The organism is Marinobacter sp. V032, from assembly GCF_052645435.1.
Genome location: NZ_JBQXYE010000001.1, coordinates 1,390,251 through 1,415,170, shown reverse-complemented (window position 1 = coordinate 1,415,170; position 24,920 = coordinate 1,390,251). Strand labels below are relative to the sequence as shown.

The following is a 24,920-nucleotide window of genomic DNA, read 5'->3' as shown; positions in this document are numbered from 1 at the left end:
TTTCGATTCATTCCCGGCGCATCCGGGCGTAATCAAAACAGCGTCCGGATAATTGCGCATTCGTATCGCGCGGCGTCTTCGCGTTATGCTCGGGGAAACCAATGACCGGAGTTGTCTCATGCAGCCGCTAAAAATCGACATTGTCTCGGACGTCGCCTGCCCCTGGTGTGCCATCGGCTACAAACGCCTCGAAAAGGCGATGGCCGAACTCAGCAATGAGCTGACATTCGATATTGAATGGCACGCCTTTGAACTCAATCCCGATGCCGGCCCCGAAGGTGAACCTATACTGGAACACCTGAGCCGCAAATACGGCCGCAGCCCTGCCGAGATGGAAGCCAATCAGGCCCAGATGATCGAAATCGCAACCGATCTTGGACTGAACTTCAGTAAACTGCAGGAGCGCTATTCCCGCAACACTTTCGACGCTCACCGGCTACTCAAATGGGCCAAGGACGAAGGTAAACAGACCGTGCTGAAACTGGCACTGTTTGACACCTACTTCGGCCACGCGGAAAACATCTCTGATCCGACCATACTTCGGGTGGCAGCAGAAGCCGCTGGACTGGACGGCGACAAAGCGAAGCAAATCCTGGAATCAGACCAGTATGCTGACGCCGTTCGCGCCGATGAGGAACAATACCGCCAAGCGGGCGTATCCGCCGTGCCTGCGTTTGTTATTAATCAACAGTACCTGATTTCCGGCGCACAGGAACCGGAGACGCTGGCAAACGCCTTCAGGGAAATTGCTGCGGGCTCACAGGAAGTCATTGATGGAGAATGATTGATGTACATTCCCGAACACTTCCGCGAGGCGGACACCGGCACCCTGCAAGATCTGATTCAGCAGCGGTCGTTCGGCACGCTTGTCACTGTGGACGAGGACGGCCCGGTCGCCAACCATATGCCGTTTGTTCTCGACAGAAGCCGCGGTGAGCGGGGTGTTCTGCAATGCCATGTCGCACGCCGCAACCCGGTGTGGCAGGCACTGGCAAATGATCCCGGAGCGCTGATGCTTTTTCAGGGCCCGGATGCCTACATCTCGCCCAACTGGTACCCCTCCAAGCAGGAAACCGGCAAGGCCGTCCCCACCTGGAACTACATTGCAGTACAAGCCCGTGGGCGGGCCCGGATCATGGACGACCCGGAGTGGCTGTTGCATCACCTCAACCACCTGACCGACCAACACGAGCGCACCCAGTCAGCGCCATGGCAGGTTGCCGACGCGCCGGGTGATTACATCGAGAAAATGATGGGCGCGATTGTCGGCATTGAAATCCCCATATCAACACTGACCGGCAAATGGAAAGCCAGCCAGAACCAGCCCGATGGTAACCGGCAAGGCGTCATCCGGGGACTACATGATCAACAGGAGGCCAACGCAAACGCGATGGCAAATTGGGTTTCCCGGTAATTTCGTTTCAGAGCAGCCATCCTCCCTCCCCCTTAACCCGTAATCCCGTGGTCATCACAGCGCAACATTGATCTGCCACCGTCTGGGCTGGCGATATCGACACCGGTATCAACTCCTGAAAATAACGGGCAGCGGGTAATTCTCATGGGTGTGAGTATCTGGCAAGTCGTGGTGGTGGTTATTCTGTTTTTGCTGCTTTTCGGGCGCGGCAAGATTCCGGCTCTTATGGGCGATCTGGCTCAAGGTATCAAAAGTTTCAAAACCGGTATGCGGGATGATCCCGTAGACGGTGACACTGACAGCCTCAAGGCATCGGCGCCGTCCGCAGTGCCAGAGCAGCCGGCACAGACACGCTCATCGTCCTGACCCCAACACAGACAACCGGGTGGCACCATGTTTGATCTGAGCTGGGTAGAGCTACTGTTTTGCGGTGCGCTGGCGCTTATCGTGATCGGCCCTAAAGATATGCCGCAGTTATTCCGTGCCGGCGGGCGGTTAATGGCCAAAGCACGCCGTACCTACAGCGATGTTATTGGCAGCATGCACCAGCTCGAACGGGAAGTGGATATTGCATCGGGTAAGAACGGCAAGGATGACTGGCGCAACCTGATGCCGGAAGAAATCCGCAATCTTCCGGCCGACTTTCAGCCTGGGTCGATGACCGCGCAGCAGCACCAACAACGTCGGGCGGCACTTGACCAGGCTCGGTCCGATGCCGAGGCGAAGCTGCTCAAAGACACCACCGACTCCAGCCCCGAAACGGTCGAAGAACCCGCCAGCACAGCATCCGGGCCCATTCAGCCACCGTCTGCCAAAGGCTAACCCTGCGATGAGTCACGATGACCTTGATCTGTCCAAAGCCCCCCTGCTGACCCACCTGCTGGAACTGCGCACCCGATTACTTTACTGCATGGCCTTTTTCGCCGTGATGTTTGGGCTGTCATACCTGTGTGCTGAGGACATCTACCGATTTCTGCAGCAGCCGCTGATTGAGGTATTCGGACCTCATAGCGGTCGCCGGATGATCTACACCGGTCTCCATGAAGCCTTTTTGACCTATCTCAAGCTGTCGTTCTTTACCGCCCTGTTCATCACCCTGCCGCTGGCGCTGATACAGGTCTGGAAGTTTATAGCGCCCGGCATGTACCGGAATGAACGGTCAGCCCTGTCACCACTCTTTATCATGACGCCAGTGCTGTTCGTTATGGGCGCTGCGCTGGCATTTTACGTGGTGATGCCCCTGGCCTGGAATTTCTTTATCAGCTTTGAAACCGCTGCGCAGGGCAACGATATCAGCGTGGAGCTGGAGGCCCGTGTGAGCGAGTACCTGGGGCTGGTGATCAAGATGATTCTGGCATTTGGCCTGAGCTTCGAGCTCCCGGTGCTGCTGCTGGTCATGGCAAAGGCCGGCTTGGTCACAGCGCAATCCCTGCGCAAGCACCGGCGCCATGCCATCGTGGTGACCTTTCTTGTCGCTGCGCTGATCACACCTCCCGATCTGGTGTCCCAGATTGCACTGGGGCTGCCGATCGTCCTGCTTTATGAGCTATCCATACTACTGATTCGCTGGACCGGCTCCGATGCCGAAGCGCAGGAACGCGCACGGATCAGTGAAGCAGCCTCCTGAGGCCACCCCGGGGTCGATTAGTCGGCATATCGGGTATCACGAAAGGTTAACCCAACCGTAAGACCGCCGACCCTCGGCTGTCACAGTTTTTTTACAAGCTTCTTGTCGAGGGCTAAACCAGCCAGACAACCATTCCCGTCGTCTGCCCTGAGCACAATCAATAAAAGCCCCGCATCCCCAATTGACGAAAAAGACAATGGAGCTTCCTGATGACTGACGTTTCTCTACCTGAACTGGACGACCAGAAAGGCGACGCGCTGATCCAGCCGACGTTCAACCGCCGGGCTTTCATGAAAGGTTCCTCCGCAGTTGCCGCCAGCACTGCGTTTGCAGCCATGGCCAGTCGTGCCAATGCCGCCAGCCTGCCCTACTCAGACAACTACGGCCCACTGGTACCAACTGCCGATAAAGCCACCGGCCTGACGCTGCTGGCGCTACCGGAAGGCTTCGAGTACACCACTTTCGGCTGGACCGGCCAGATCCAGACAGACCAACTGCCAACACCAACCGATCACGACGGCATGTCAGTGGTCGCATCAAAAGGCAATGTCATCGCGTTGGTCCGCAACCACGAACTGTCCGAAGGCGAAAGCACGCCGTCGTCCCCTCGCGGTGGCCGCGGCGTGTACAACCCGAACCAGAACGGTGGCACCACCAACCTGATGTTCGATGTGGTAAAAGGCGAGTTCCTGTCGTCCTATAACAGCCTCGGCGGCACTATCCGCAACTGTTCAGGCGGTCCTACTCCGTGGGGCACCTGGTTGTCCTGCGAAGAAACCTTCCACCCATGGGGACAGGGTTCCCAAGGCTATAACCACGGTTATGTGTTCGAGGTTCCCGGCTTTGGCATTTCCGACGGCCAGCCGATTCGTGAAATGGGTCGCTTCTCCCACGAGGCCGTTGCCGTCGATCCCGCTACCGGTTTTGTCTATGAAACCGAAGATGCCGGCCAGTCTGCGTTCTACAAATTCGAGCCAGCGGGTAAGTGGGGCGACATGAAGTCTGGCGGCAAGCTTTACGGCATGGTCGTGAAGGATTCACCACGCCTGGACTTGCGCGGCGGCCTCACAGAAGGCACCACCTGGGATGTCACCTGGCAGGAAATCAATGACCCGGATGCCATGAGTGACACCTGTTTTAACCAGGCGACTGAAGCCGCCATCATCGAGCGTGGCGAAGGCTGCTGGTACGACGACGGCAAGATCTTCTTCGTGTCGACTTCCGGCGGTGCGGCCGGCCTGGGCCAGGTCTTCTGCTACGACCCGCGCAAGGAAACCGTTCAGATAATCTTCGAGTCAAAAGACGCCATCACCGAAGTAGACGGCCCGGACAACATTGCAGTCAGCCCTCGCGGTTCGATCCTGATGTGTGAAGACGGTGGCTCCAACCCCAAGCGCCTGGTGTGCCTGACCCAGACCGGTGTGGTCTTCCCCTTCGCCGAAAACCGCATCGCGTTGGATGCAGGCGACCTGGCCAAAATCGACACGATCTACCCGGGCACTCGCGATTTCTTCTGGGATGAAGTGGGCGCATCAACGGATGGCTCTGCCCGTCGCAGCTTCACCAGTCAGGAATGGGCCGGCGCGAGTTTCCACGGTCGCTGGTTGTTCGTGAATATCCAGTCGCCGGGCGTCACCTTCGCCATCACCGGTCCATGGGAAAAAGGCGCGCTTTAACGCCAGGACCCGCCCACAGGGAAGTGAGCAACAACTGTATCAGGGAAGCCAGTGACGGCTTCCCTTGTCGTGACACAACCAATGTCACGAACACAACAATCACAGGAGAATACCGATGCGTTCCCTAGTTCAATCTGCAGCCCTTGCCCTGCTCGTTCTTGTGCCCTACACCGCTAACGCGACTCTGATGACACTGTCTGACGATGGTGTTTATACCGGCAGCGTGGATACCGACAATGCCTGGCTTGAAGAAAACACCTTTTCCGACGGTGTTGATTTCTGGACCTTTGAAGTCACCTCACCCACCTCGCTTTCCATTGATATCGCCTCCGCAATCGATTTCGGCATCAGCGTTTATGCCGGCGAGATGATGGACGAGTTCCAGGCGCTCTTCTTCAGTAACAGCGGCGACTTCAGCGACGGCTCTCTGACATACGTTGACGGCACGCCCGCCATTCCAATGCCCGGTAGCAGCCTCGACTTCATGCTGGCTACATCGGGCTTCTTCACCATCGCTGTTGGCGGTGACAACGGCTTTGGCATGGATGGCCCGCATGACTACACCATGACGGTTGCCGGCCTCAGCAGCCATGATGTCCCTGAGCCCTCAAGCGTCGCCTTGTTGCTCGCAGGCGGGCTGGCACTGGTGGCGCGTCGCCGCGCCCATCGCTCAGCCTGATTGTCAGGCCGGAGTAGCCCCGCACTTTGTGACCATGTGCGGGGCTACTCCGGCCTTTCCTGAACGCCGCCTCCGGTGAGCATCCTTCCCTTCAAAACATCCCTTCAGATTGTTCTTTCGGAAGGCGGAGCCTCACAGATCCTCCGCTGACCGTTCCCGTACCACTATCTGGCCAATGCCCACACGCAACCCATCATCTGACGGAACCCTTCATGACCCTGACTGTCGAAAGCCGGATATAACTTTAGGCAAGCCGTCATTTTTATCCTAAGCTAATCCGGTAGTTACCCAGCAGGGAACCCATCGGGATAGCGTCCGTCGTACCGCCATCGATCATCGGTACCGCTCCCGGATCCGCAATAATCCGGGCGACGCCGTTCAACAAGCAAAGGATGCTCAGCATGAACGACACAACAGATTTTGCACCGCAGCCGGTGCTGGAGAGTCGCACTTTACGATTGCGACCGATTCAGCCGGACGATTTTGAACCGCTCTATGCCGCGGCCTCCGACCCCCGCGTGTGGGAGCAGCACCCAAGCAGCGATCGCTACAAGCGGCCCCAGTTTCAACAGTGGTTCACGGACGCTATTGCCTCCGGATCAGCACTGATCGTTATCGATCGGGATACGGCCAGAGTGATTGGCTCCTCCCGCTATTACGAATGGGACCCGGCTCAACAGGAGGTAGCCATTGGCTACACGTTTCTCGCTCACGATTTCTGGGGTGGCAAAACCAATGCAGAGATGAAGCGGCTGATGCTCGACCATGCTTTTCAGTGGGCGAAGCGGGTGTGGTTCCACGTTGCGGCGGGGAATACGCGATCCAGAAAGGCGATGGAGAAAATCGGCGGTGTGCTGTCCCACCGGGGCATCAAAACACTGAATGGCACAGATCACGACTACTACTTTTTCCGGATCGACAGCCACGACTGGTCCGAAAACTGACGCATGCCGGCCAGGGCTTTATGCCCTGGTGGCAAAACAAGCTGTTGAACTAAACCACTGCCTCAAACCCTTCGAATACCGGTGGCCCAAGGTAAATATCCTTGTTCGGACTGGCGTTGGCGTGCGCCTTCTTGAACGCATCAGACTTGGTCCATTTCTCGAACGCGGACTTTGATTCCCAAACCGTATGGGAGGCAAACAGGGTGTGGTCCTCGTGAGTTGGCCCCTGCAGCAGGTTAAAACTCCTGAAACCGGGGACTTCCTCAAGGTAGGTCTCCCGATCACACCATATCTGAATGAACGTCTTTTCTTTTCCCAGGGCGATGCGAAAACGGTTCATGGCTATGTACATACTCGACAGCTCCTTTTTATTGACGTTCCTTCGTTAAACGCCGTAACGACCGGCGTTGAATCCTGAATCCGGATAACCGGTATCCTCCTGATATTAATTATTTGCGCTCATGCCGGAAAGTGACGTTATCTTCAGGCAAAATCCATTGACTGATCGATAACGCACTGTAACCGCTCTTTCTGGTATGACAGGCTGATTCCGATATCGATCCCTGAGAACCAACTATGGATTGCCCAGACATGCCCGACATTATTCTTCACCACTATGCCCTCTCGCCCTTTTCAGAAAAAATCCGCGTCATGCTCGGTTACACCGGTTTGCCTTGGCAGTCGGTTATCGTCCGGGAAATGCCTCCCCGACCGGAACTGGAAGTGCTGACAGGTGGCTACCGCAAAATCCCGGTGATGCAGATCGGCGCGGACATTTTCTGCGATACCCGGGCAATAAGTGCAGAGATCGCGCGCATCAGCGGCAAACCGGAACTGGCGTTGGAAAATAATCCGGACGAGGTACAGCAGTTTGTGACTGAAGTGGATCTGGATATCTTTCTTGCGTGCATTATCGCGTTCAGCGGCCCGGGTATGTTGGTCAAACTGGTCAAGGAAACGTCGCTGATGAACACCTTCCGTTTCCTGCGGGACCGGATCGACATGGGCCGGCGCTCGCGGGTAAAAGCCCTGCCGCCCAAGGCAGCAAAAGAAAAAGTCATGCGCCACATTGATCGTATGGAGCACATGCTCAGCCATGACTTCCTGTTTGGCGACAACCCCTGTATCGCGGATTTCTCGGCCTACCACAGCCTCTGGTATGTGTGCGATATCGCCAACAAGCCGGTGCTCGCGAAAGCACCACGGGTGAAGGCGTGGATGGACAGAATGCGGGCATTTAACCGCATTCAGCCACAGAATATCAGTGCCGGGGACGCTCTCAATACGGCGCACCAGGCAGAGCCGCGACCTGTCCGGAAGCCGTTGTCCGCTCACACATCGGAACAAAACGTGCGGATCACGCCGGATGACTACGGTCGAGTGCCGGTTATTGGCGAACTGATCGCCGAGGACGATAACGGCTGGATCGTCGCCCGCAACGACCGCGCAGTGGGTCTGGTACACGTCCACCTGCCCAGGCAGGGCTTTTCGCTAAAACACCTGTAAACTTCCGTTATCTGAATTAAAAGCCAAACCCCGCTATCAGCCCACCGGCTTGGGAGCGGGGCAGGAATAAAAAAAAGAAGGACCTTCAATGCGTGCGCTTTCGCTGATAATGCTGGCCAGTCTGCCTGCGGCCGGGTGGAGCTATACTCTGGTTTCGCCGAACCCGACGGTGGTGCCCCACGACCAGCCCTATTTCACATCAGACATCCGTAACACCGAGCTGATCTACACCGAGAAAAACAAGCCGTTTGCGGAGCACGTGGCGGGGCTGGAGCTGTATCTCCAACCGGTCTATGAAGCCAGTTTTGGCTTTGAAATGAGCGAGCAACTCTCGGTAGGTCTGATCTCGGACTTCAACCAGATAGCCAACGGCTTCTCAACCCAGTTTCCGGTCAACCGTCAGATCAACTACGTGGGTGGCGCGTTGCAGGTGGATTATTTCACTACCACCTCCTGGCTCGACACGCTGATCTATCACGAGACCGCGCACAACTATCAGATCAATCCCCGAAACAATCCCGTCTCAAGCACGCTCTATGAGTGGTTCGGTGTCGGCTCGGTCATCACGCCGCTGATTCCGGCCATCACTCCCAACCTGTTTGAGTCATCGTTTATTCTTGAAGGCAATGCGGTGCTGAATGAATCCTGGCACGGCAACGGCGGCCGTTTGTACAACGGGCGTATGACGGCAATGATCCTGCAACAGGCCGAAAAGGGCGAGCTGACAGCCGGGTTGCTTTACAACGTACCATTGCGTTTCCCTTACGGCGAACGGCCCTATGTACTCGGTGGTCATTACCAGTACTTTCTGGCTGAAAGGTTTGGCCTGGGTACAACAAACCGATACTTCTTCAACCGGTCCGCTTACTGGTACTGGCCGTTCATGGTCAACACACCAACCCTCGACACTTTTGATTTCCATTTCGACACGACCATTGCCAAGTGGTCTGCGACCATGGCTAAAAGAGCGCAGGGGCTGGTAAAGGCAGAGGGTGAACCCGTCGGCTCATCCCAATACGCGCTGCCCTTGAGCAGTGACGCTGAGGAGATCTTTTTCCTGACCAGCCCGACCGGCGTCCGGGCGCCAGAGCTCGTCCGGATCGACAAACAAACCGGCGACATTACCCGCAAGCGGGTGGAGTATCCGTCCGGCAAGCTGGTCAAACAGAATGGCAGCATCTACTCCGTCTCCGGTCGCCCCGTGTCGCCCTGGCGCATCTATCAGGGACTGTTTGATGACGATGCCGTGCTGGTAGAAGGCACCGAGGGGCGCATTGTGCAGGGCACGCTCAGCGATGGCCGCAGTGTGTATTTCGACGTGTCCTCGTCCTACAGTGAACCGCAGCTGTATGTGGGAGATACGTTCTACGGCGAGGTCAATTCATCCGTTTTGATCGGGCCGGACGATGCGCTCTACTATTTCCGTCAGGATGGCCGCCAGCGCACGCTCTACCGCAATCGGGATCCGTTGTTCAGTATTGAGGGCTACTATGGCCTGGTTGAAGATATCGACTCGGAGGGCCGTGTTTACTTTGTCGCCAACACCGATCTTGGCTCAGGGCTGTTCCGTTTTGATGGTACAGGCATCGAACAGGTCTCCCCTGCAGACAATATCGCCGAGGCGCGATTGATCAATGACGATACCTTGCTGGTAAAAGCGGTAAGCGCCGACGATTACTATTACGTTTATCAGCCGGTTCAGGTGGTCGACGGCGGGCCTGCCTCGACACATTTGTTCTGGGATGCCTCCGCCAACGATACCGCGACCTCATCGGCGAGTAACGACATCCCGGCAATCGAAAGCGACACGCCACAACCGGCACCGCCGATTGACCCCGTCGCCCTTGATCTCGACGAACCCTACAACGCGTTGCTCGGCCTGCATTATCGCGGCACCGATCTCTCACTGTTCACCCTAACACGTGACAACAATAACGGTGAGGACGACACCACGCTGGGCTATAGCCTGTTCGTCGAGTTCGCCGATCCACTGACCCAGAACTCGGTGTCGCTGTTTGCGCTGCGAGACGAGGACTGGTCCCAACTGGCGGGCGTGTCCTACGTTAATCGCCAGTATTTTGTGCTGGCCGGCATCAAGGCCTATGGCGTGATGGCAGAGGATCTCGACGAACTCCTGCCCCCCGATGAATCGCGTGGTTTTGGCATGAGCGCCGAGTTGCGCCTGCCTTTTCTGGAAGCCGGCTACTGGTACGGCGAGCTGGGCGCATTCCATTATCTGGACTACCGGGAACTCGAACGCGAGCCGACAGGCCTGCAGCTCAATCTGAGCCGCATCACCCGCTTTGGGCACAGTCTGTTTCCCAACAGTTTGTTTGCGGCCGAAGGCTTCGCGGTGGAAGACCGGGGAGACACCACTTCCGGCGGTAGCCTGGAGTTATCGACCGACTTTCCCTACGAGTTTTACGCCGGCGTCAGCGGCAAGTATGCCCGTAGCAGTGCCGATACGGTGAGCCAGTTCGAACGTCGCGGTGTGTATCTGGAAAACACGCCGGATCTCCTGAATGACGACCCGAGTATGGTGGTCATTCCCGGGCTGAATGGCGAAACCTATGCCCGGGAAGCCGCCTATGGCGAAGTGTATCTGTCCAAGGTCTTCAACTTCGACGCCTACGCCTTCAAGTTCCCGCTGTCCCTGCGCCGGGAAGCACTCAAATTGCGCTATCGCCGGGTCGACATCCGCGACCCCTCACGCATCGGGGACGGCAGCTTCAATCAGTACGGGCTTGGCATCACCTTTGATGTGGTCGGCCTGAACATATTGCCGTTCCAGTTTGAAGCAGAATACGTTCACAACGATGAGACTGCGCTGGCCGACAGTGATGTGATTGAAGCGAGGGTGTTGGTGGCGTTCTGAAGTACAAACAGTAGATAAAGTTTAGATCGCTTTTGTAGCGGAAGCTTCAGCTTTCGAGCAGCACAAAGGGCTGCCGAGTGCCGGCAAACAAGGAGCCTTACGGCTCCACCAAAGCTGAAGCTTCGGCTACATGGGCCACGATCTAATCGACACCAGTTTAGCGAGCCACCGCTTTACCAGGACACCGCATCATTCGAGCCGCGTTTGATAATCGGGGTTTCGTTTTCCCAAACGGCCAGCCCGCTGGTCAGATCCGTCATGGAGAGCTGGAAGTAGTATTCCACTTGCTGCTCATCCTCTACCTTGTGATTACGCTGGATGATCTTGCCGGACAGGCTCAGATCCGGTGCTTTCAGGGTACCTTTCTTCTGCACGCCGGACTGATCAAACTCATCGGAGTTGCGCAGCTCGCGGGCTTTTTCGTTCATTGCATCTTCAGCACCGTTCAAACCGACTGCTGTGGTGGTGATTACCTTGCCTGAACGCAGCAGGGCAACGCGGATTTTCTTGACCAGTTGATCAGTGTCGATCCTCTGCATGGTGTCGTTGGTAATCCGGCTGACCACCATGATGTAGCGCTCGCCAGATGGGTTATCGACAGCGCCGCTGGTCAGCAGATCCTGAACCGCGGCATCTGCGGCGCGTTCAAAATCACGGTAGTCCATGGTCATGGTGACCGGGCCATCATCCGCCGCAGGATCAACATAACGGGTCGGGGTTGCGCAGGCCGCAAGCAAAGTGGAGCAGAGCACGGCGATTACTGTTTTTTTCATAACGTCGATTCCTTATCGGTCTTCACGCAAATGCAACTGGAAGCTGACAGCACGCTCGTTAGGTGCTGACGCTGTAAAAAAGCGGGTCTGATTCTGCATCACCCTAGCCGTGTTGTAGCCCTCGCCCACACCTGGGACAACCATCCCATCGGCATCAAACCAGGTGGCTTTCCACTCCATGCCCACGTCCTGATAGCCTTTGACCGAGAACTGGATTTTCAGGAGGCTACCACCACCGGGCAAGTCCACCCGCGATTGCAGCAGCTCGCTGACGGTCAGGGCCTGACGGATTTCAGGGTCAACCTGAAGATCATCCCGTTGAACGTATTCTCGCTGGGGCTCAAGCGGCACGCAGGCCGATGTGACCAAGATGCCGGTCGCCATAAGCGCTACCAGCATGACCCGACTCAGAGTTCTGAACATAGTGTTTTCCTGCATCACTCCCCTCCTGTTCCGGCAGCCATATCAGTCGCAGGCCACCGACATTGAATCCACTGCCCGAAGCAGGTCAGTTTTCACCGCGCTCAGGCAAGGTAAACTGCTGACCGGCATGTTGCCCCTGCAGGTCAAGCACCATGACCGTCGCCGGGCTTTGGGCTGTCGGGCGTTTCACATATACCAGAGTATACGGCCAGCTCGGCAGCGCCAGATGCCCCAGCGCACCCTGCTGGCTATCACTCAGCCGCAGTTCCCCGCTGGCAGGGCGTTCAAACCGGGTCGCTTCCCAATGATCCGGCATTGCCTGCCAGCCTCTGAGGTCCGCCTGGGTGGTGGCTATCGTATACAGAATGGACCCGAGCTGGCCTGCGGCGCCCAGCGATTCCGTTGCCTCATGCTGGAGCACCCCTTTGACGACGGCGGACGAAATCGAGCGTGCCAGAATGCTGGTAAATCGCGCCTGCATTTCCGTGCGGATCACCTTGCCCATGCTGGCAACCAACTGAGTGTTGTAGCGGGTGTCATCATCACTGGTGGCGACTAAACTGCCGCCAACCGAGGTGCGATCGGTATAGCGGGGCAACGCGATGCCGGTATACACCACCGAGGCCCAGTCGCCATGGGACAGAAACAGCGGGATATCGAAACGGATCTCCTGCAGCACCGGGCCCAGACCGTTTTCATACACCAGCCAGACCATCGGCGGCAGTGACTGGCGTGTTTGCTCGCCTGATGCCAGCGCCTCTGCCAGCTCTGCGTCCGCAGCAATCGCAGGGTTGTTCGGCGCCATCTGCGCTACCCGTTCAAGTGAGGTAGCCGCTCGCTCAAAATCAGAACCTCCCTCTCCACTCGCGAGAAAGTAAAGGCCGTGAAGATAGGTGCTCGAAGGCACAATAAACCGGGGATAGACGCTCCAGCCTGCCGGGTCGCCGTATTTGTTGCGCAACACCCCCTGAATGCCATCGCTGTTGATGTTCTGCTCAACCGCCCGGGCATTACCCGGGTCTTTCTGCAAGGCCCGGCGCTGTTCGGCAATCTCATCGGCAAAGTAATCCACGGCGCGACGTGTGCGGTCATCCGCGCGATTGAACTCCACCCGTGCACTGGCATTGTCGCCCAGCGCGAGAAACGACAGCGCCTTGTAGGTGTTGACCAGAATGGCCTCTGACATCAACGCCCGGTAATCCCGGCTGGAATCATTCACCAGCACCGACATGACATTTTCCGAAGCACTGGCCGCAAAGCCCTCGGTATCGAGATACTTCATACCGCTCTCGGCACGGTCATAAACCGCGATCGACCGCTTGTAATCTCCCTCCAGCCTCAGCGCTTCACCCTGATGCATGAGTTCCAGGACCTTGCCTTGCGGGGCTTTATCGTCATCCTTGTCCAGCCCCATTGCCGCCGCTGCGCTTGGGTAGTCGCCCTTGTCATAAGCGGTATTGAACTGAGCCATTTGATCACGCTGGCTGAACGACGAGCAGCCGGCCATTGCGGCAACCAGAAAACACAGGCTGATCAGTTTGGAAGCAGGGGCGATGCACGTGGTCATATTGTCCTTAGCGGGGACAGGGCATTGGCGTATTGGGAAGCGGTTAGCCGGAGACGCGACTCACAGTCTCAAAATACTAGCCTAACAGGGGGAAATATTCCGTTAAAATCTCAACAGGATAGCGAGTCGGCGCGCGTAAAAGACCGGCTAGCGGCAAGAAAAAACTTGCCACGATCAGCCCGGGCGGGCAGGATTCGCTGCTCGGACCAAAGGAACCGCTGATCAAGTCTGATGGCGGTTTCCAAGACACTCATCAGCGCAGGACAATCATCATGGCACAAGCATCTGCACGCCACATTCTGGTCGACAGCGAAGCAAAATGTAATGAACTGAAAGCCGAAATCGAAGGTGGCAAGGACTTCGCTGAAGTCGCCAAGCAGCATTCAAGCTGCCCATCAGGCCGCAACGGCGGTGATCTGGGCACATTCGGACAGGGCCAAATGGTGCCTGAATTCGACAAAGTCGTATTCAACGATGAACTGAACAAGGTTCACGGCCCGGTGAAAACCCAGTTCGGTTATCACCTGCTGGAAATCACCAGCCGCAGCTGATCCCGTTCGATAGCCTGATCAGGCCATCGTAAAAGCCCCCGCCGGAACTTGCCTGCGGGGGCTTTTTTGTACGCTGAACAAGAGGCTCAAACCACCCAGCGCTCCAGAGCATTACCCTTCATCGCATTCAGGTTATCCGCTGTCAGCTGCACCATCCGTTGACGGGCTTCCATGCTCGCCCAGGCGCTGTGGGGCGTCACAATCAAATTGGGTATGTCGTCCGCCAGCAGCGGGTTGCCGTTTACCGGCGGCTCTTCGGTCAGCACATCAAATCCGGCACCGCCAATCTGGCCGGCACGCAGGGCGTCTGCCAACGCCTGCTCGTCCACCAGCCCACCGCGGCTGGTATTAATCAGCAGCGCGTGAGACTGCATTTTTGCCAGCTCATCAGCGCCGATCATGTTGCGGGTTTCATCCGTCAGCAGGCAGTGCAACGAGAGCACATCAACCTGAGGCAACAGCTCATCCAGCGGCACCCGGGGCACGCCTTTATCAATGCCCGGCGCATGACCCGGCCGCGCACCCAACAATACTTTCATGCCAAAGGCCCGGGCCAGATTCGCAACACCCTGCCCCAGATCGCCATAGCCAAAGAGCCCGAGTGTCTTGCCTTCCAGCTCCATGATCGGATGATCCATCAGACAGAACTGTGGGCTGCGGGCCCATTCACCGGCCTGCACATCTTTGTGGTAATCCACCAGCCGCGTGGCCAGCGCCAGTATCAGTGTCATCGTATGCTGGGCCACGGTAGCCCGCCCATACTGGATCACGTTCACCACGCGAACACCCGCGCTGGCGGCCGCGTCGAGATCGATATTGTTGGTTCCGGTCGCCGTTAACGCGATGAACTTCAATGACGGGTTCGCACTGAAATGGGGCTCCCCCAGCACCACCTTGTTGGTGATGACGGTATCAAAGCCGGCAATGCGCTCGCTGATCTGATCCGGCGTTGTGCGGTCATGCAACACAAGCTCGTCGACCGCATCCCGGATAGGGCCGAGATCAACATCATCGCCCAACGTGGCGGCATCCAGAAAAACAGCTTTCATCATGGGGGGGTCCTTAACAGTGAGCCTTTATTTTTTTCAAGCTTACACGCTGACTGCGCCCGCATCACCGAATCCGGGTTACCGTGATGACATGTCGGCGTACTCTTTCGATTCAGCCACCGCAGGTTCATACTGATCGAAAACGATGACCTGCGAGGCGCAACTATGGAACACGCATTCTGGCATTCCCGCTGGACGAAGAAGGAAATCGGGTTTCACGAAGGCTCCGTCAACCGCTACCTTCACGACTACTGGCCCGACATCGCCGGGAATACCAGTCAGACGGTGCTGGTGCCACTGTGCGGCAAATCCCAAGACATGTGGTGGTTACATGATCGCGGTCACCCGGTTATGGGTATCGAGCTGAGCGCGATTGCCTGCAAAGACTTTTTTGAAGAGGCCGAATCCAAGGCCTTTGTGCAGCCCCGTCAGCCCTTTACCCGCTATAGTCACGATGATCTGGAGCTCTGGTGCGGTGATTTTTTCCAACTGGTTCCGGACGATGTCCGCAACGTGCGCCTGGTCTATGACCGCGCTGCGTTAATCGCGCTGCCGCCCGCCATGCGTAAGGAATATGCCGAACACCTGACGGCTATTCTGCCGGAACAAACCAGTATGCTGCTCATCACGCTGGACTACGATAACGACGAAGTGAAAGGCCCGCCTTTCAATGTCAGCGATGACGAGGTGTACCGGCTTTATCTCAGTGGCTTTGATATCAAGCGTCTGACCAGTAATAAACTGGATAAAGACCACCCCTTCATGACCCGCAAAGGCCTGGAGCACGCGACCGAAAGCGTTTTCATCTTGAAACGCAAAGCCTGAATGGTCATTGTTGTCGCCCCTGCATGAGACAGAGCGAAACCCGGACTGATGAAATTCCAATTGGGTGGCAGTGTCACCCATAGAACCAGCGACACGCTCGGCGATATTGTGGTGATGGATTACCGCAAACACCGGGTGCTGACATTCGATACGATCTTTGAACAGAGCAAAATCGATCGTAACAAACCCTACCTGCCGGTCCACGAATACAATCGCGCCATGCTGCTGCCGATCGCCTTTGCCGAACCCTGTCACGCCACGGTGCTCGGTCTTGGTGGCGGCACCATGGTGAATGCCCTGCACCACCTGCTACCTGCCTGCGAAATTCACGCGGTGGAACTTCGACAGGCGGTTGTGGACGTTGCCCATGCCTATTTCGGCCTGCCCCATCACCCGAATATAGCGGTGACAGTTGCCGATGCCCGACCCGTGCTGCATGACATGCCAGAAGCCAGCACCGATCTGATCATGGCTGATTTATACAGCGCCGACCGGATGAGTCCGGCCCAGGGCCACCGCCGATTTATCGACCTGTGCGCGCTGGCACTAAGCGACCACGGCTGGCTGGCACTCAACTTCCACCTGGCGCCCTCTCGCGAGGGCACGATGATGCAGCATATTCACCGGCTGTTTGCCGACGTCATGCTGTACCGCACCAAAACCAATAATTACGTGCTCTACGCCAGCAAGCGAGCACTGCATGGCGATATGCCGGGAGCGACCAGACTGGCAACGCTGGAGCAGCGATTACCAATAGGTTGGCCGCAATTAATCGGGAAGGTCTGGGCGGCTTGAGCATCCAATTCGCGATTAGACGCAAGCCGCCCAGAGGCCCTGTGTCAGGACCTCACAAGAAGTGAATTCACGCCGGCGCGATCAGAAGTTGAAACCGATACCCAGGCTGTAAGCCCAGGCGCCATCATCAAAATTGTCGTCGGCGTCACTCGCGGAGTCGAAAAAGACCTGGTACTCCATCTGCGCGGTTATGAAGGTCTTGGGCTTTACGTAATACTTCACACCCCCCTCGGGCCCGGCAAAGAAAGTCTCATCAACCCCGTCACCGTAGATGCCACCAAAGTTAGCACCCAGGAAGGGGCGCCACTTGCCGGCGTCAAAATGATAGTCCGCAAATATCCGGGTTGCCCCGTTCCAGCTCGAGTCATTTTCCGAGTCCGCGAACCCCATACTTTGCCGCAGCCCCAACACTGTATTCTCGGTATAGAACTTACCCAGATCAAAGCTGACGCTGGCGGTATTGTTGTCAAAATCGGAGTCACTTGACCCTGACCCCGTGAGGGTAAAAATACGATCCCCGGCCTCAGGCTCAGCAGAGCCAATGGCAGGCAGAAACGCTAACGACACAACTAAAAGTGCATTATTCCATCTCATGGCGTTGACCCTTTCTATCCTCGCAGCTTCTTTGATTATCAGATGCCACATGAAGTGAATTCCGTCCGGCTGGACATCATCAGGTTCACCCCGAACTCAGGTACAACTTGCGACGGCTTACTTAAAGCGTAGAGCAGGTTTGAGGGAGTTTTCAGCAGTGGCGAAAGTTGTAACCAATCAGGAAGGCGACATATCGACCAGGCAAACAGATGGCAGGAAATCAGGATAAGGATGAAACAGCAGGTGTTACGTTTCGGCTGAAACAGAAGAGGTCGGCCACTCCACCCACGCAGAACCGGGCAGCCTGGCAAACATGCCGATAACGTTGAAGTTCTTTATTCAATCACTCGACATCAGGCAGGATAACTGTCGTGCCATCGTACGCATTTCAGCTCAGCCGCTGACACTTCGCGCCACCCCGTCACAGGACTGTCACGTTCGGAGCAAAGGCAGCGGGGACCGTCAGATCATTCAAAGATTAACTTAAATTAATCAATTGCGATCACCGAATCAGTCGTTTTCATCCGGGTTCTGAACACGCTTGACCTTTTCCAGCGCATCGGCCGAAATCAGGCCCTGCTCTACCGCATGGCGTGCCATTTCGACAGAATCCGAAGCCAGCATGAGATCACTCCCGGCCTCCTTCACTTCCCGCGCCAGCGTGGCTATTGATTCTTCCCGGCCCGCATCATTACTGACATCCCGAATGTAGATCCCAATAATCCGCCCCGGATGCTCCCGCAGGATGCGGGTGTACACTTCAGGGTCGCGTTGACCACTATCCCCGATGAGCACGAACGGCAGATCCCGGTAAAGTGCCAGCATCTGGCGAATCACGTCGAGCTTGTGATCCTTGGCGCGCCGCGGTAGAAGGCTGCCCCGCTTGAGCCCCCACTCGCGAAGAATCAGAATCGGCCCCACCGGAATACGATGCATGCGGAAAAACTCCACCAGCACCTGATAAATACTCCAGGGCGCGCGGGAGACATACAGCAGAGGATTGCCTTGATGGCCTTTGTCACCTTCATAAAACGCCTGGTAGAGCGCCGCGACACCGGGAAACACCATGCGGCTCTCGGCGCCCTGGGCAAACAGCCGCCACATCATACGGGCGGTGCTGGCCACGCCGGTAAATACCACGGTGTCATCAATATCGCTGATCACTCCGTAGCGGGCGCCTGAAGAGGGGGTAAAGAACTCGCCGGTAGTCGCGGCCCGATCGTCCACCGGGTGCACCAGCGACAGCTCCATCGAATGCCAAAGGACGTCAGACGGCATGGTCGACAGGCTCATGTTGACGCGAAAATAGCCGTGCTTGTCGGTATGCACCAGCTGTTCCGCATCCTTGTAGCGCACACGCACCTGCGCATTCACCACCGGCTTGCGCATCAGCCGGCGGATCAGATCAATCAGATCCCGCCTTAGCCGGTCTTCCCGCAGACTTGCACCAAATCCCGGTTGATGGAACACCCGGCCCATCAGAAACAGTTGGCGGCTTGAGCCATAGCCGCGAAATGCCTGAATAAACAGCCCGCCGCGTCCATTATCACCTTTCACCGGTGCCGCGATGATATGCAGCGCTTTGCGCAAGGCGAGAGCCAGCTTTCTAAATTGACGACGAAGGGACATTCATTCCTCTGGTAGATAACGGCAAAGCGAATAGGATTACCATTGATACAGGTATGGCGACTGATTCTGCAAGCCTCCCCGGAAAAGCTCAAGCAACCGTTAAAAACAGCGGCGTCCGTTTACCCTGCAATTCGCGATAACCACCTAAAAGCCAACTGCCGTTTTCGTTAGCCTGCGCTACACTTCGCCTGAAATGACGCTCGGCCAATGAACCAATAAAAAAACAGGAACCGTAATGCCTTTTCTCGAACGCCTTAACAGCCTTTTCCCCGTGTGGGCCATTCTGTTCTCAATTTGCGCTGCGTGGCAGCCCGACTGGTTTACCGGGCTTGCCTCGCAGATCAAGATGCTGCTGGCGATCATCATGTTCGCCATGGGGCTGACGCTCTCTCGTCACGACTTCATGGGTGTGATACGCGCGCCAGCACCCGTCGCGGTGGGGGTGATTCTGCAGTTTACCGTGATGCCGCTGGCTGCCCTGCTGGTATCCTGGTGCCTGAACCTGTCACCGGAGCTGACCATCGGCATGGTGCTGGTTGGTGCGACTGCCGGGGGCACGGCCTCCAATGTCATTACCTGGCTGTCCAACGGACACGTCGCGTTGTCCGTTTCCATGACACTGACCTCCACCCTGATTTCAGTCGCCGCGACGCCGCTGATTACATCACTGCTGGTCGGCCAGTCGGTTGATGTGCCGGTCGCCGGCATGTTCATGAGCATTGCCCAGCTGGTCATCGCACCGATCGCCGCAGGGGTGATCGTCCATCATTTCCTTGGCACCCACATCAAGAAAGTGGAACCGGCGCTGGCAACCGTTGCGATGTCAGCCATCGTGTTGATCATCGCCATCGTGGTCGGGCTGAATGCCGAAAAACTGGCAACTCTCGGGCCGCTGGTCGCGCTCGCGGTTATTCTGCACAACATGATCGGGCTGTTCGGTGGCTACAACGTCGCCCGCCTGCTGAAGTTCGACAAACGCGTGGCCCGCACTATCGCCATCGAAGTCGGCATGCAGAACTCCGGGCTCGCGGTGGCGCTTGCCAACCAGTTCTTCACTGCGACCGCAGCCCTGCCGGGCGCCTTGTTTTCGATCTGGCACAATGTTTCAGGGTCGATACTCGCGGGTTACTGGAAGCGTCGTCCGGTGGACGAAGGCTAATCAGGCACACCGGATACTACAGCGGAAATACAAACAAGCCGGAGCGGGTTCAGCCTGCTCCGGCTTTTTATTGTCTGCAACACCCCTCTCTCGTGCTTAAGGCGCGTCCAGAACCCTTTCAAAACGGTATTCCTGGCCGGTTACCCACTAAAATCGGCCCGGAATTGCGAGCGAAACAGCGTCGATATCCATACTCATCTAACATGCTTTTTCATGGTGCCGCTTACGCCTAAAGTTTACCTTTACGTAAACAGGACCCCGTGCTAAACAAGAACATTGCAATTCGATCCACGACGACCACAACAACAAAAGGAATCGATCATGAGTCTCCCGGAATATGCATCTGTCTACGATAATTTCGATCCTGCCCGTCTGGAAGCTGACATCCTTGAGGGGCGTCTGGATAGCGGCCTGAATGTCTGTGTCGAGATTTGCGACAAGTGGGCGACCGATCCCGAGCGGGTTGCGCTGTATTACGAGAAAGACGGTGGCGGCTCCGGCAAGCTGACGTTTGCCGAGCTGAAAGCGGCTTCGGCACGTTTCGCCAACTACCTGACGTCTCAGGGTATCGGCAAGGGTGATCGGGTGGCCGGTCTGTTGCCACGCAGTCCGGAGTTGTTGATTGTGATTGCCGGGGCCTTGCGGGCCGGCGCCGTTTACCAGCCGTTGTTTACAGCCTTTGGGTCCGGTGCCATCGAGTATCGCCTTGAAAAGGCCAGCACCCGTCTGGTGGTCACCGATGCCACCAACCATCCCAAGCTTGATGACGTCAAAGGTTGCCCACCGGTGTTGTGCGTATCCCCGGCGGACGCCAGTGTTCCCGACTTCAAGACGACGCTGGATCAGCAATCCGATCAGTTTGAACCGGTGATGATTACCGGAGCCGATCCATTCCTGCAGATGTTTACTTCCGGCACTGTGGGCAAAGCCAAAGGTGTGGCCGTACCCGCCAAGGCACTGCTCGCGTTCTACGTTTATATGAAGTACGCCATTGATCTGCGTGACGACGACGTATTCTGGAATGTGGCGGATCCGGGCTGGGCCTATGGTTTGTACTACGCAGTGGTCGGGCCATTGCTGATGGGCCACGCCACTCATTTCAATCCCGGTGCTTTCACCCCTGAAAGCACCTACGACATGATTCGCAAATACAAAATCACCAACCTGGCGGCCGCGCCCACGGCGTACCGCCTGTTGAAGGCAAACGATGATGTGTTGCCGGAAGGCGAAGTCCTGGGTCTGCGCGTGGCCAGCAGTGCCGGTGAACCCCTGAACCCGGAAGTTACCAACTGGGTGAAGCGCCGGCATCACTGCCCGGTGATGGACCACTACGGCCAGACCGAAACCGGCATGACCTGCTGCAACTTCCATGCGCTATCTCACCCCCAGCGCCAGGGCGCCATGGGCTACTCGTCGCCGGGCCATCGCGTGGTGGCACTGAACGAGCAGAATGAAGAAGTCGGCAAGGACGAGGTCGGTCAACTGGCGGTGGACGTCAAAGCCTCGCCGCTATTCCATTTCGATGGCTACACCTGGGGCGAGAAAGACCCGTTCGTGAACGGCTACTACCTGACCGGCGATATGGCGATTTGCCATGGCGATGGCAGCTTCTCGTTCAGCGGTCGGGACGATGACATCATCACCACCGCCGGATACCGGGTCGGACCTGCCGATGTGGAAAGCACCTTGCTCGAGCATGCCGCCGTGGCTGAATCCGGCGTCGTGGCCAAGCCCGACGAAAAGCGCGGCTCGATTATCAAAGCTTACGTGGTCATCCGCGCCGGCCACGAACCGGTAGACGAGGCAGAACTGAAAGAAGAACTGCAGACACTGGTCCGTCGCCGACTTTCGACTCACGCCTACCCGCGTGAAATCGAATTTGTGGACCAACTGCCGAAAACCCCGAGCGGCAAGATCCAGCGGTTCGTGCTGCGCAATCAGGCCAAAGACGAAACAGCACAATGACGGAGCCTTTAAAAGTCACGACAGAGGAACTGCGGGCCTTTCTGGCCGAGCAGTTCCCCCAGGGTGAGCGGTTCGGCACGCTGGAGCGTCTGGGTGATGGCTGGGCCGAGATGAAGCTGAACGTCGGTGACGAGCACCTGCGGCCCGGTGGCACCGTGTCGGGCCCCGCCATGATGGGGCTGGCCGATGTGGCCCTGTATGCCGCGCTGCTCGGTCAGATTGGTCTGGTGCCGCTGGCGGTCACGTCCAACCTCAACATCAACTTCTTGCGCAAACCCGTCGCTCACGCACCGATAAGAGCGACAGCCAAAATGTTGAAAGTAGGACGCACCATGGGCGTCGGCGAAGTCTTCGTGTACTCCGATGGCCGGGACGAACCCGTCGCTCATGCCACCATCACTTACGCGATACCGGCTCCGCAATGAAACCGGTGATGCTATGGAAACGCTGAATCAGGCTGTTTCTCTGGGCGACGGTGTCGTGCTCCAGACCCGGCGAATTCGTCATCAAAGGAGCCGCGGCCCCACCGTGGTATTTCTCCACGAATCACTGGGGAATATCGCCCTGTGGAAACGGTTTCCGGCCCGCGTTGCCGAGATGACCGGCGCCGATGTGCTGGTTTACGAGCGCAGGGGTTATGGCACCTCCAGCGACGAGCCTCTGCCCCGTCCCTATCACTACCAGGAAGACGAAGGCCAGGTCTGGCTGCCGCGGTTGCTCGACGCACTGGACATTGAAGACGTCGTGCTCGTGGGGCACAGCGATGGGGGCTCCATTGCACTGATCGCGGCAGCGGCGCTGGGCAAGCGCGCAAGAGGCCTGATTACGATGGCGGCTCACACCTGGGCGGACCATCTTACGGTATCGGGCATCCAGAACATGATTCGTCGCTATACTGAGGACGGCCTGCGAGAGAAGTTCCAGCGCCATCACGGCGAGCGCACCGACGCTTTATTTCGTGCCTGGCACACCATCTGGCTGGACGAAGGCTTCCAGAAATCGATGGATTTTTCACGCTGGCTTGAGGCTATTGATTGCCCGGCCCTGATTATTCAGGGCGAAGACGATGAATACGGCGTGCCAGAGCAGGTGACGGATATTGTGAAAGGGATCGGCCCGAGCGCTCGGCCGGTGTTTCTCGAGAACACAGGCCACTCCCCGCATCTGGAGCAGCCAGAGCAGGTTCTGGCGCTTATCTACGACTTATTGCTCATAGTGAATAGTCGGGAAATCGAAAGATTTGATTGACGCACACGTAAACGTCAATCTAGTCTGAGTGCACGATAGTTGAGATCTACAACAATAACAAAAGGTAGATAACACATGAGTGAACAGTTTGTGCTGGAGACTCAGGGGCTAGTCAAAGAGTTCAAGGGCTTTGTGGCGGTCGACGACGTGAACCTGAAGGTTCAGAAAGGCCATATCCACGCCCTTATCGGCCCCAACGGCGCGGGCAAGACCACCGTCTTCAATCTGCTTACCAAATTCCTGATCCCTACCCGGGGCAAGATCCTGTTCAAGGGTAAGGACATCACCTCCATGAAATCCGCTGCCATTGCGCGTCAGGGCGTGGTGCGTTCGTTCCAGATTTCGGCGGTGTTCCCCCACATGACCGCGCTCGAGAACATTCGCGTCGCGCTGCAAAGTTTTGAAGGACACTCCTTTCACTTCTGGAAATCCGGTAACAGCCTGAACGCGCTGAACGAACGCTGTATGGCATTGCTGGATCAGGTCGGCCTGACCGAATTTGCCAACACCACCACCGTCGAACTGGCTTATGGCCGCAAGCGTGCATTGGAACTGGCCACGACACTCGCGATGGAACCCGAACTTCTACTGCTCGATGAGCCAACCCAGGGCATGGGCGGTGAGGACGTGGAGCGGGTCGTCGAACTGGTTCGCAAAGCGGCTCAGGGTCGCACCGTGCTGATGGTGGAACACAACCTTGGGGTCGTCAGCAAACTCTGTGACCGCATTACCGTGCTTGCCCGTGGCGCTGTGCTGACCGAGGGTGACTATCAGGAAGTGTCCAACGACCCGCAGGTACGGGAAGTCTACATGGGCAGCACCTCGACCAGTGCCAAGCAGGAGACCTCCGAATGACTCAGGCGGCACCAAAGGAGTATGAACAGCTTCGGGTTTCCGGGTTGCACGCTTTTTATGGCGAATCCCACATCCTTCACGGCATTGATCTGGTGGTCAACCGGGGCGAACTGGTCACCCTGCTGGGGCGCAATGGCGCCGGGCGCAGCACAACGCTCAAAGCCATCATGAACATGGTAGGCCGCCGTACCGGCTCCATCATGATCAATGGTGAGGAAACCATGGCCTGCGCGCCACACCACATTGCCCGGTTGGGCGTGGGCTATTGCCCCGAACACCGGGGGATTTTTTCGGAGCTCAACGTGCAGGAAAACCTGACCCTGCCACCCGTGGTGCGCAGCGGTGGCATGGGGCTGGAGGAAATCTACAGCATGTTCCCCAACCTGTACGAACGCCGCTTCAGCCAGGGCACCAAGCTCTCCGGTGGCGAACAGCAGATGCTGGCCATGGCCCGCATCCTGCGCACGGGCGCCAACATGCTGTTGCTCGACGAGATCACCGAGGGCCTGGCCCCGGTGATCGTGGAAAAGCTGGGGGAGGTCCTGCTCAAACTGAAGGAAAAAGGCCTGACTATTGTACTGGTCGAACAGAATTTTCATTTCGCCGCGCCGCTGGCTGACCGTCATTACGTGATGGAACACGGCCAGATTGCGGAGGAGATCAGCGCCGATGAACTTGAAGCCAAGCAATCGTTGCTGAATGACTACCTGGGCGTTTAGCGTTCCGGCATTTCGCGCGCAGAACCGGATGCCCAGTAAGCACGATC

At 57.1% G+C, this 24,920-nt stretch carries 26 protein-coding genes; 19 read left to right on the top strand and 7 right to left on the bottom strand.

Annotation, left to right across the window (positions count from 1 at the left end):
- Positions 1-118: 118 nt before the first annotated feature.
- The 8 genes from ACUN9X_RS06475 (at position 119) to ACUN9X_RS06440 (ending at position 6,340) form a co-directional block, all read left to right on the top strand.
- Positions 119-784: a DsbA family oxidoreductase gene (locus ACUN9X_RS06475; RefSeq protein WP_260036488.1), complete on the top strand. Its 666-nt coding sequence runs from the start codon at positions 119-121 to the stop codon at positions 782-784.
- A 3-nt stretch (positions 785-787) separates the two neighbouring features.
- A complete protein-coding gene (locus ACUN9X_RS06470) occupies positions 788-1,414 on the top strand; it encodes an FMN-binding negative transcriptional regulator (protein WP_445472542.1) in 627 nt (208 codons plus the stop codon).
- A gap of 144 nt (positions 1,415-1,558) precedes the next feature.
- Entirely contained in the window at positions 1,559-1,780 is a 222-nt protein-coding gene (gene tatA, locus ACUN9X_RS06465; protein WP_445472541.1) for a twin-arginine translocase TatA/TatE family subunit, read from the top strand.
- A 27-nt stretch (positions 1,781-1,807) separates the two neighbouring features.
- Positions 1,808-2,236, top strand: coding sequence for a Sec-independent protein translocase subunit TatA/TatB (locus tag ACUN9X_RS06460; protein ID WP_445472540.1), 429 nt, complete (start codon positions 1,808-1,810; stop codon positions 2,234-2,236).
- Positions 2,237-2,243: 7 nt separating this feature from the next.
- Complete coding sequence (gene tatC / locus ACUN9X_RS06455; RefSeq protein ID WP_260036495.1) at positions 2,244-3,041, top strand: twin-arginine translocase subunit TatC; 798 nt, start codon at positions 2,244-2,246, stop codon at positions 3,039-3,041.
- A 209-nt stretch (positions 3,042-3,250) separates the two neighbouring features.
- Positions 3,251-4,717 carry an alkaline phosphatase PhoX gene (locus ACUN9X_RS06450; protein WP_445472539.1) on the top strand — a complete coding sequence of 489 codons (1,467 nt, stop codon included), beginning with the start codon at positions 3,251-3,253 and terminating at the stop codon, positions 4,715-4,717.
- A 115-nt stretch (positions 4,718-4,832) separates the two neighbouring features.
- Complete coding sequence (locus ACUN9X_RS06445; RefSeq protein WP_445472538.1) at positions 4,833-5,396, top strand: PEP-CTERM sorting domain-containing protein; 564 nt, start codon at positions 4,833-4,835, stop codon at positions 5,394-5,396.
- A 401-nt stretch (positions 5,397-5,797) separates the two neighbouring features.
- Complete coding sequence (locus tag ACUN9X_RS06440) at positions 5,798-6,340, top strand: GNAT family N-acetyltransferase (protein ID WP_445472537.1); 543 nt, start codon at positions 5,798-5,800, stop codon at positions 6,338-6,340.
- Positions 6,341-6,389: 49 nt separating this feature from the next.
- On the opposite strand, the gene ACUN9X_RS06435 is transcribed toward ACUN9X_RS06440, so the two are convergent.
- Positions 6,390-6,692, bottom strand: coding sequence for an antibiotic biosynthesis monooxygenase family protein (locus ACUN9X_RS06435; RefSeq protein WP_260036501.1), 303 nt, complete (start codon positions 6,690-6,692; stop codon positions 6,390-6,392).
- A gap of 239 nt (positions 6,693-6,931) precedes the next feature.
- Here ACUN9X_RS06435 and ACUN9X_RS06430 point away from each other — a divergent pair, with 239 nt between their 5' ends.
- Positions 6,932-7,846, top strand: coding sequence for a glutathione S-transferase family protein (locus tag ACUN9X_RS06430; protein WP_445472536.1), 915 nt, complete (start codon positions 6,932-6,934; stop codon positions 7,844-7,846).
- 88 nt (positions 7,847-7,934) lie between these two features.
- Entirely contained in the window at positions 7,935-10,721 is a 2,787-nt protein-coding gene (locus tag ACUN9X_RS06425) for a hypothetical protein (protein WP_445472535.1), read from the top strand.
- Positions 10,722-10,894: 173 nt separating this feature from the next.
- Here the strand turns inward: ACUN9X_RS06425 and lpoB are convergent, their stop codons facing one another.
- The 3 genes from lpoB to ACUN9X_RS06410 form a co-directional block, all read right to left on the bottom strand.
- Positions 10,895-11,494, bottom strand: coding sequence for a penicillin-binding protein activator LpoB (gene lpoB, locus ACUN9X_RS06420; protein WP_260036505.1), 600 nt, complete (start codon positions 11,492-11,494; stop codon positions 10,895-10,897).
- A 12-nt stretch (positions 11,495-11,506) separates the two neighbouring features.
- Positions 11,507-11,917 (bottom strand): YcfL family protein, encoded by a 411-nt coding sequence (locus ACUN9X_RS06415; RefSeq protein ID WP_445472534.1) that lies wholly within the window; start codon positions 11,915-11,917, stop codon positions 11,507-11,509.
- Positions 11,918-12,002: 85 nt separating this feature from the next.
- Positions 12,003-13,484, bottom strand: a complete 1,482-nt coding sequence (locus ACUN9X_RS06410) for a COG3014 family protein (protein ID WP_445472533.1) — start codon at positions 13,482-13,484, stop codon at positions 12,003-12,005.
- Between the two features lie 272 nt (positions 13,485-13,756).
- On the opposite strand from ACUN9X_RS06410, the gene ACUN9X_RS06405 reads away from it, so the two are divergent.
- On the top strand, positions 13,757-14,035 hold the full coding sequence (locus ACUN9X_RS06405) for a peptidylprolyl isomerase (RefSeq protein WP_260036510.1): 279 nt from the start codon (positions 13,757-13,759) through the stop codon (positions 14,033-14,035).
- An 86-nt stretch (positions 14,036-14,121) separates the two neighbouring features.
- Here ACUN9X_RS06405 and ACUN9X_RS06400 read toward each other — a convergent pair whose 3' ends face one another.
- The gene (locus tag ACUN9X_RS06400; protein WP_445473191.1) at positions 14,122-15,084 is read right to left on the bottom strand and encodes a 2-hydroxyacid dehydrogenase; all 963 of its coding nucleotides are present in this window, start codon (positions 15,082-15,084) and stop codon (positions 14,122-14,124) included.
- A gap of 165 nt (positions 15,085-15,249) precedes the next feature.
- Here ACUN9X_RS06400 and tmpT point away from each other — a divergent pair, with 165 nt between their 5' ends.
- Together tmpT and ACUN9X_RS06390 are read left to right on the top strand one after the other, a co-directional pair.
- Positions 15,250-15,909, top strand: a complete 660-nt coding sequence (gene tmpT, locus ACUN9X_RS06395; protein ID WP_445472532.1) for a thiopurine S-methyltransferase — start codon at positions 15,250-15,252, stop codon at positions 15,907-15,909.
- Between the two features lie 48 nt (positions 15,910-15,957).
- Positions 15,958-16,704, top strand: coding sequence for a spermidine synthase (locus ACUN9X_RS06390; RefSeq protein ID WP_445472531.1), 747 nt, complete (start codon positions 15,958-15,960; stop codon positions 16,702-16,704).
- A gap of 81 nt (positions 16,705-16,785) precedes the next feature.
- On the opposite strand, the gene ACUN9X_RS06385 is transcribed toward ACUN9X_RS06390, so the two are convergent.
- Positions 16,786-17,298, bottom strand: coding sequence for a hypothetical protein (locus ACUN9X_RS06385; protein ID WP_260036514.1), 513 nt, complete (start codon positions 17,296-17,298; stop codon positions 16,786-16,788).
- A gap of 510 nt (positions 17,299-17,808) precedes the next feature.
- Positions 17,809-18,927 carry an App1 family protein gene (locus ACUN9X_RS06380; RefSeq protein ID WP_445472530.1) on the bottom strand — a complete coding sequence of 373 codons (1,119 nt, stop codon included), beginning with the start codon at positions 18,925-18,927 and terminating at the stop codon, positions 17,809-17,811.
- A 235-nt stretch (positions 18,928-19,162) separates the two neighbouring features.
- Here ACUN9X_RS06380 and ACUN9X_RS06375 point away from each other — a divergent pair, with 235 nt between their 5' ends.
- The 6 genes from ACUN9X_RS06375 (at position 19,163) to ACUN9X_RS06350 (ending at position 24,873) form a co-directional block, all read left to right on the top strand.
- On the top strand, positions 19,163-20,086 hold the full coding sequence (locus tag ACUN9X_RS06375; RefSeq protein WP_445472529.1) for a bile acid:sodium symporter family protein: 924 nt from the start codon (positions 19,163-19,165) through the stop codon (positions 20,084-20,086).
- Between the two features lie 321 nt (positions 20,087-20,407).
- Positions 20,408-22,051, top strand: coding sequence for an AMP-binding protein (locus tag ACUN9X_RS06370; RefSeq protein WP_445472528.1), 1,644 nt, complete (start codon positions 20,408-20,410; stop codon positions 22,049-22,051).
- Positions 22,048-22,476 (top strand): PaaI family thioesterase, encoded by a 429-nt coding sequence (locus ACUN9X_RS06365; protein ID WP_445472527.1) that lies wholly within the window; start codon positions 22,048-22,050, stop codon positions 22,474-22,476. Before ACUN9X_RS06370 ends, ACUN9X_RS06365 begins: the two co-directional genes overlap by 4 nt.
- A 13-nt stretch (positions 22,477-22,489) precedes the next feature.
- A complete protein-coding gene (locus ACUN9X_RS06360; protein WP_445472526.1) occupies positions 22,490-23,299 on the top strand; it encodes an alpha/beta fold hydrolase in 810 nt (269 codons plus the stop codon).
- A 75-nt stretch (positions 23,300-23,374) separates the two neighbouring features.
- Positions 23,375-24,154 carry an ABC transporter ATP-binding protein gene (locus tag ACUN9X_RS06355; protein WP_445472525.1) on the top strand — a complete coding sequence of 260 codons (780 nt, stop codon included), beginning with the start codon at positions 23,375-23,377 and terminating at the stop codon, positions 24,152-24,154.
- Positions 24,151-24,873, top strand: a complete 723-nt coding sequence (locus ACUN9X_RS06350; protein WP_445472524.1) for an ABC transporter ATP-binding protein — start codon at positions 24,151-24,153, stop codon at positions 24,871-24,873. The genes ACUN9X_RS06355 and ACUN9X_RS06350 overlap by 4 nt, the downstream gene beginning before the upstream one ends.
- Positions 24,874-24,920 lie beyond the last annotated feature (47 nt).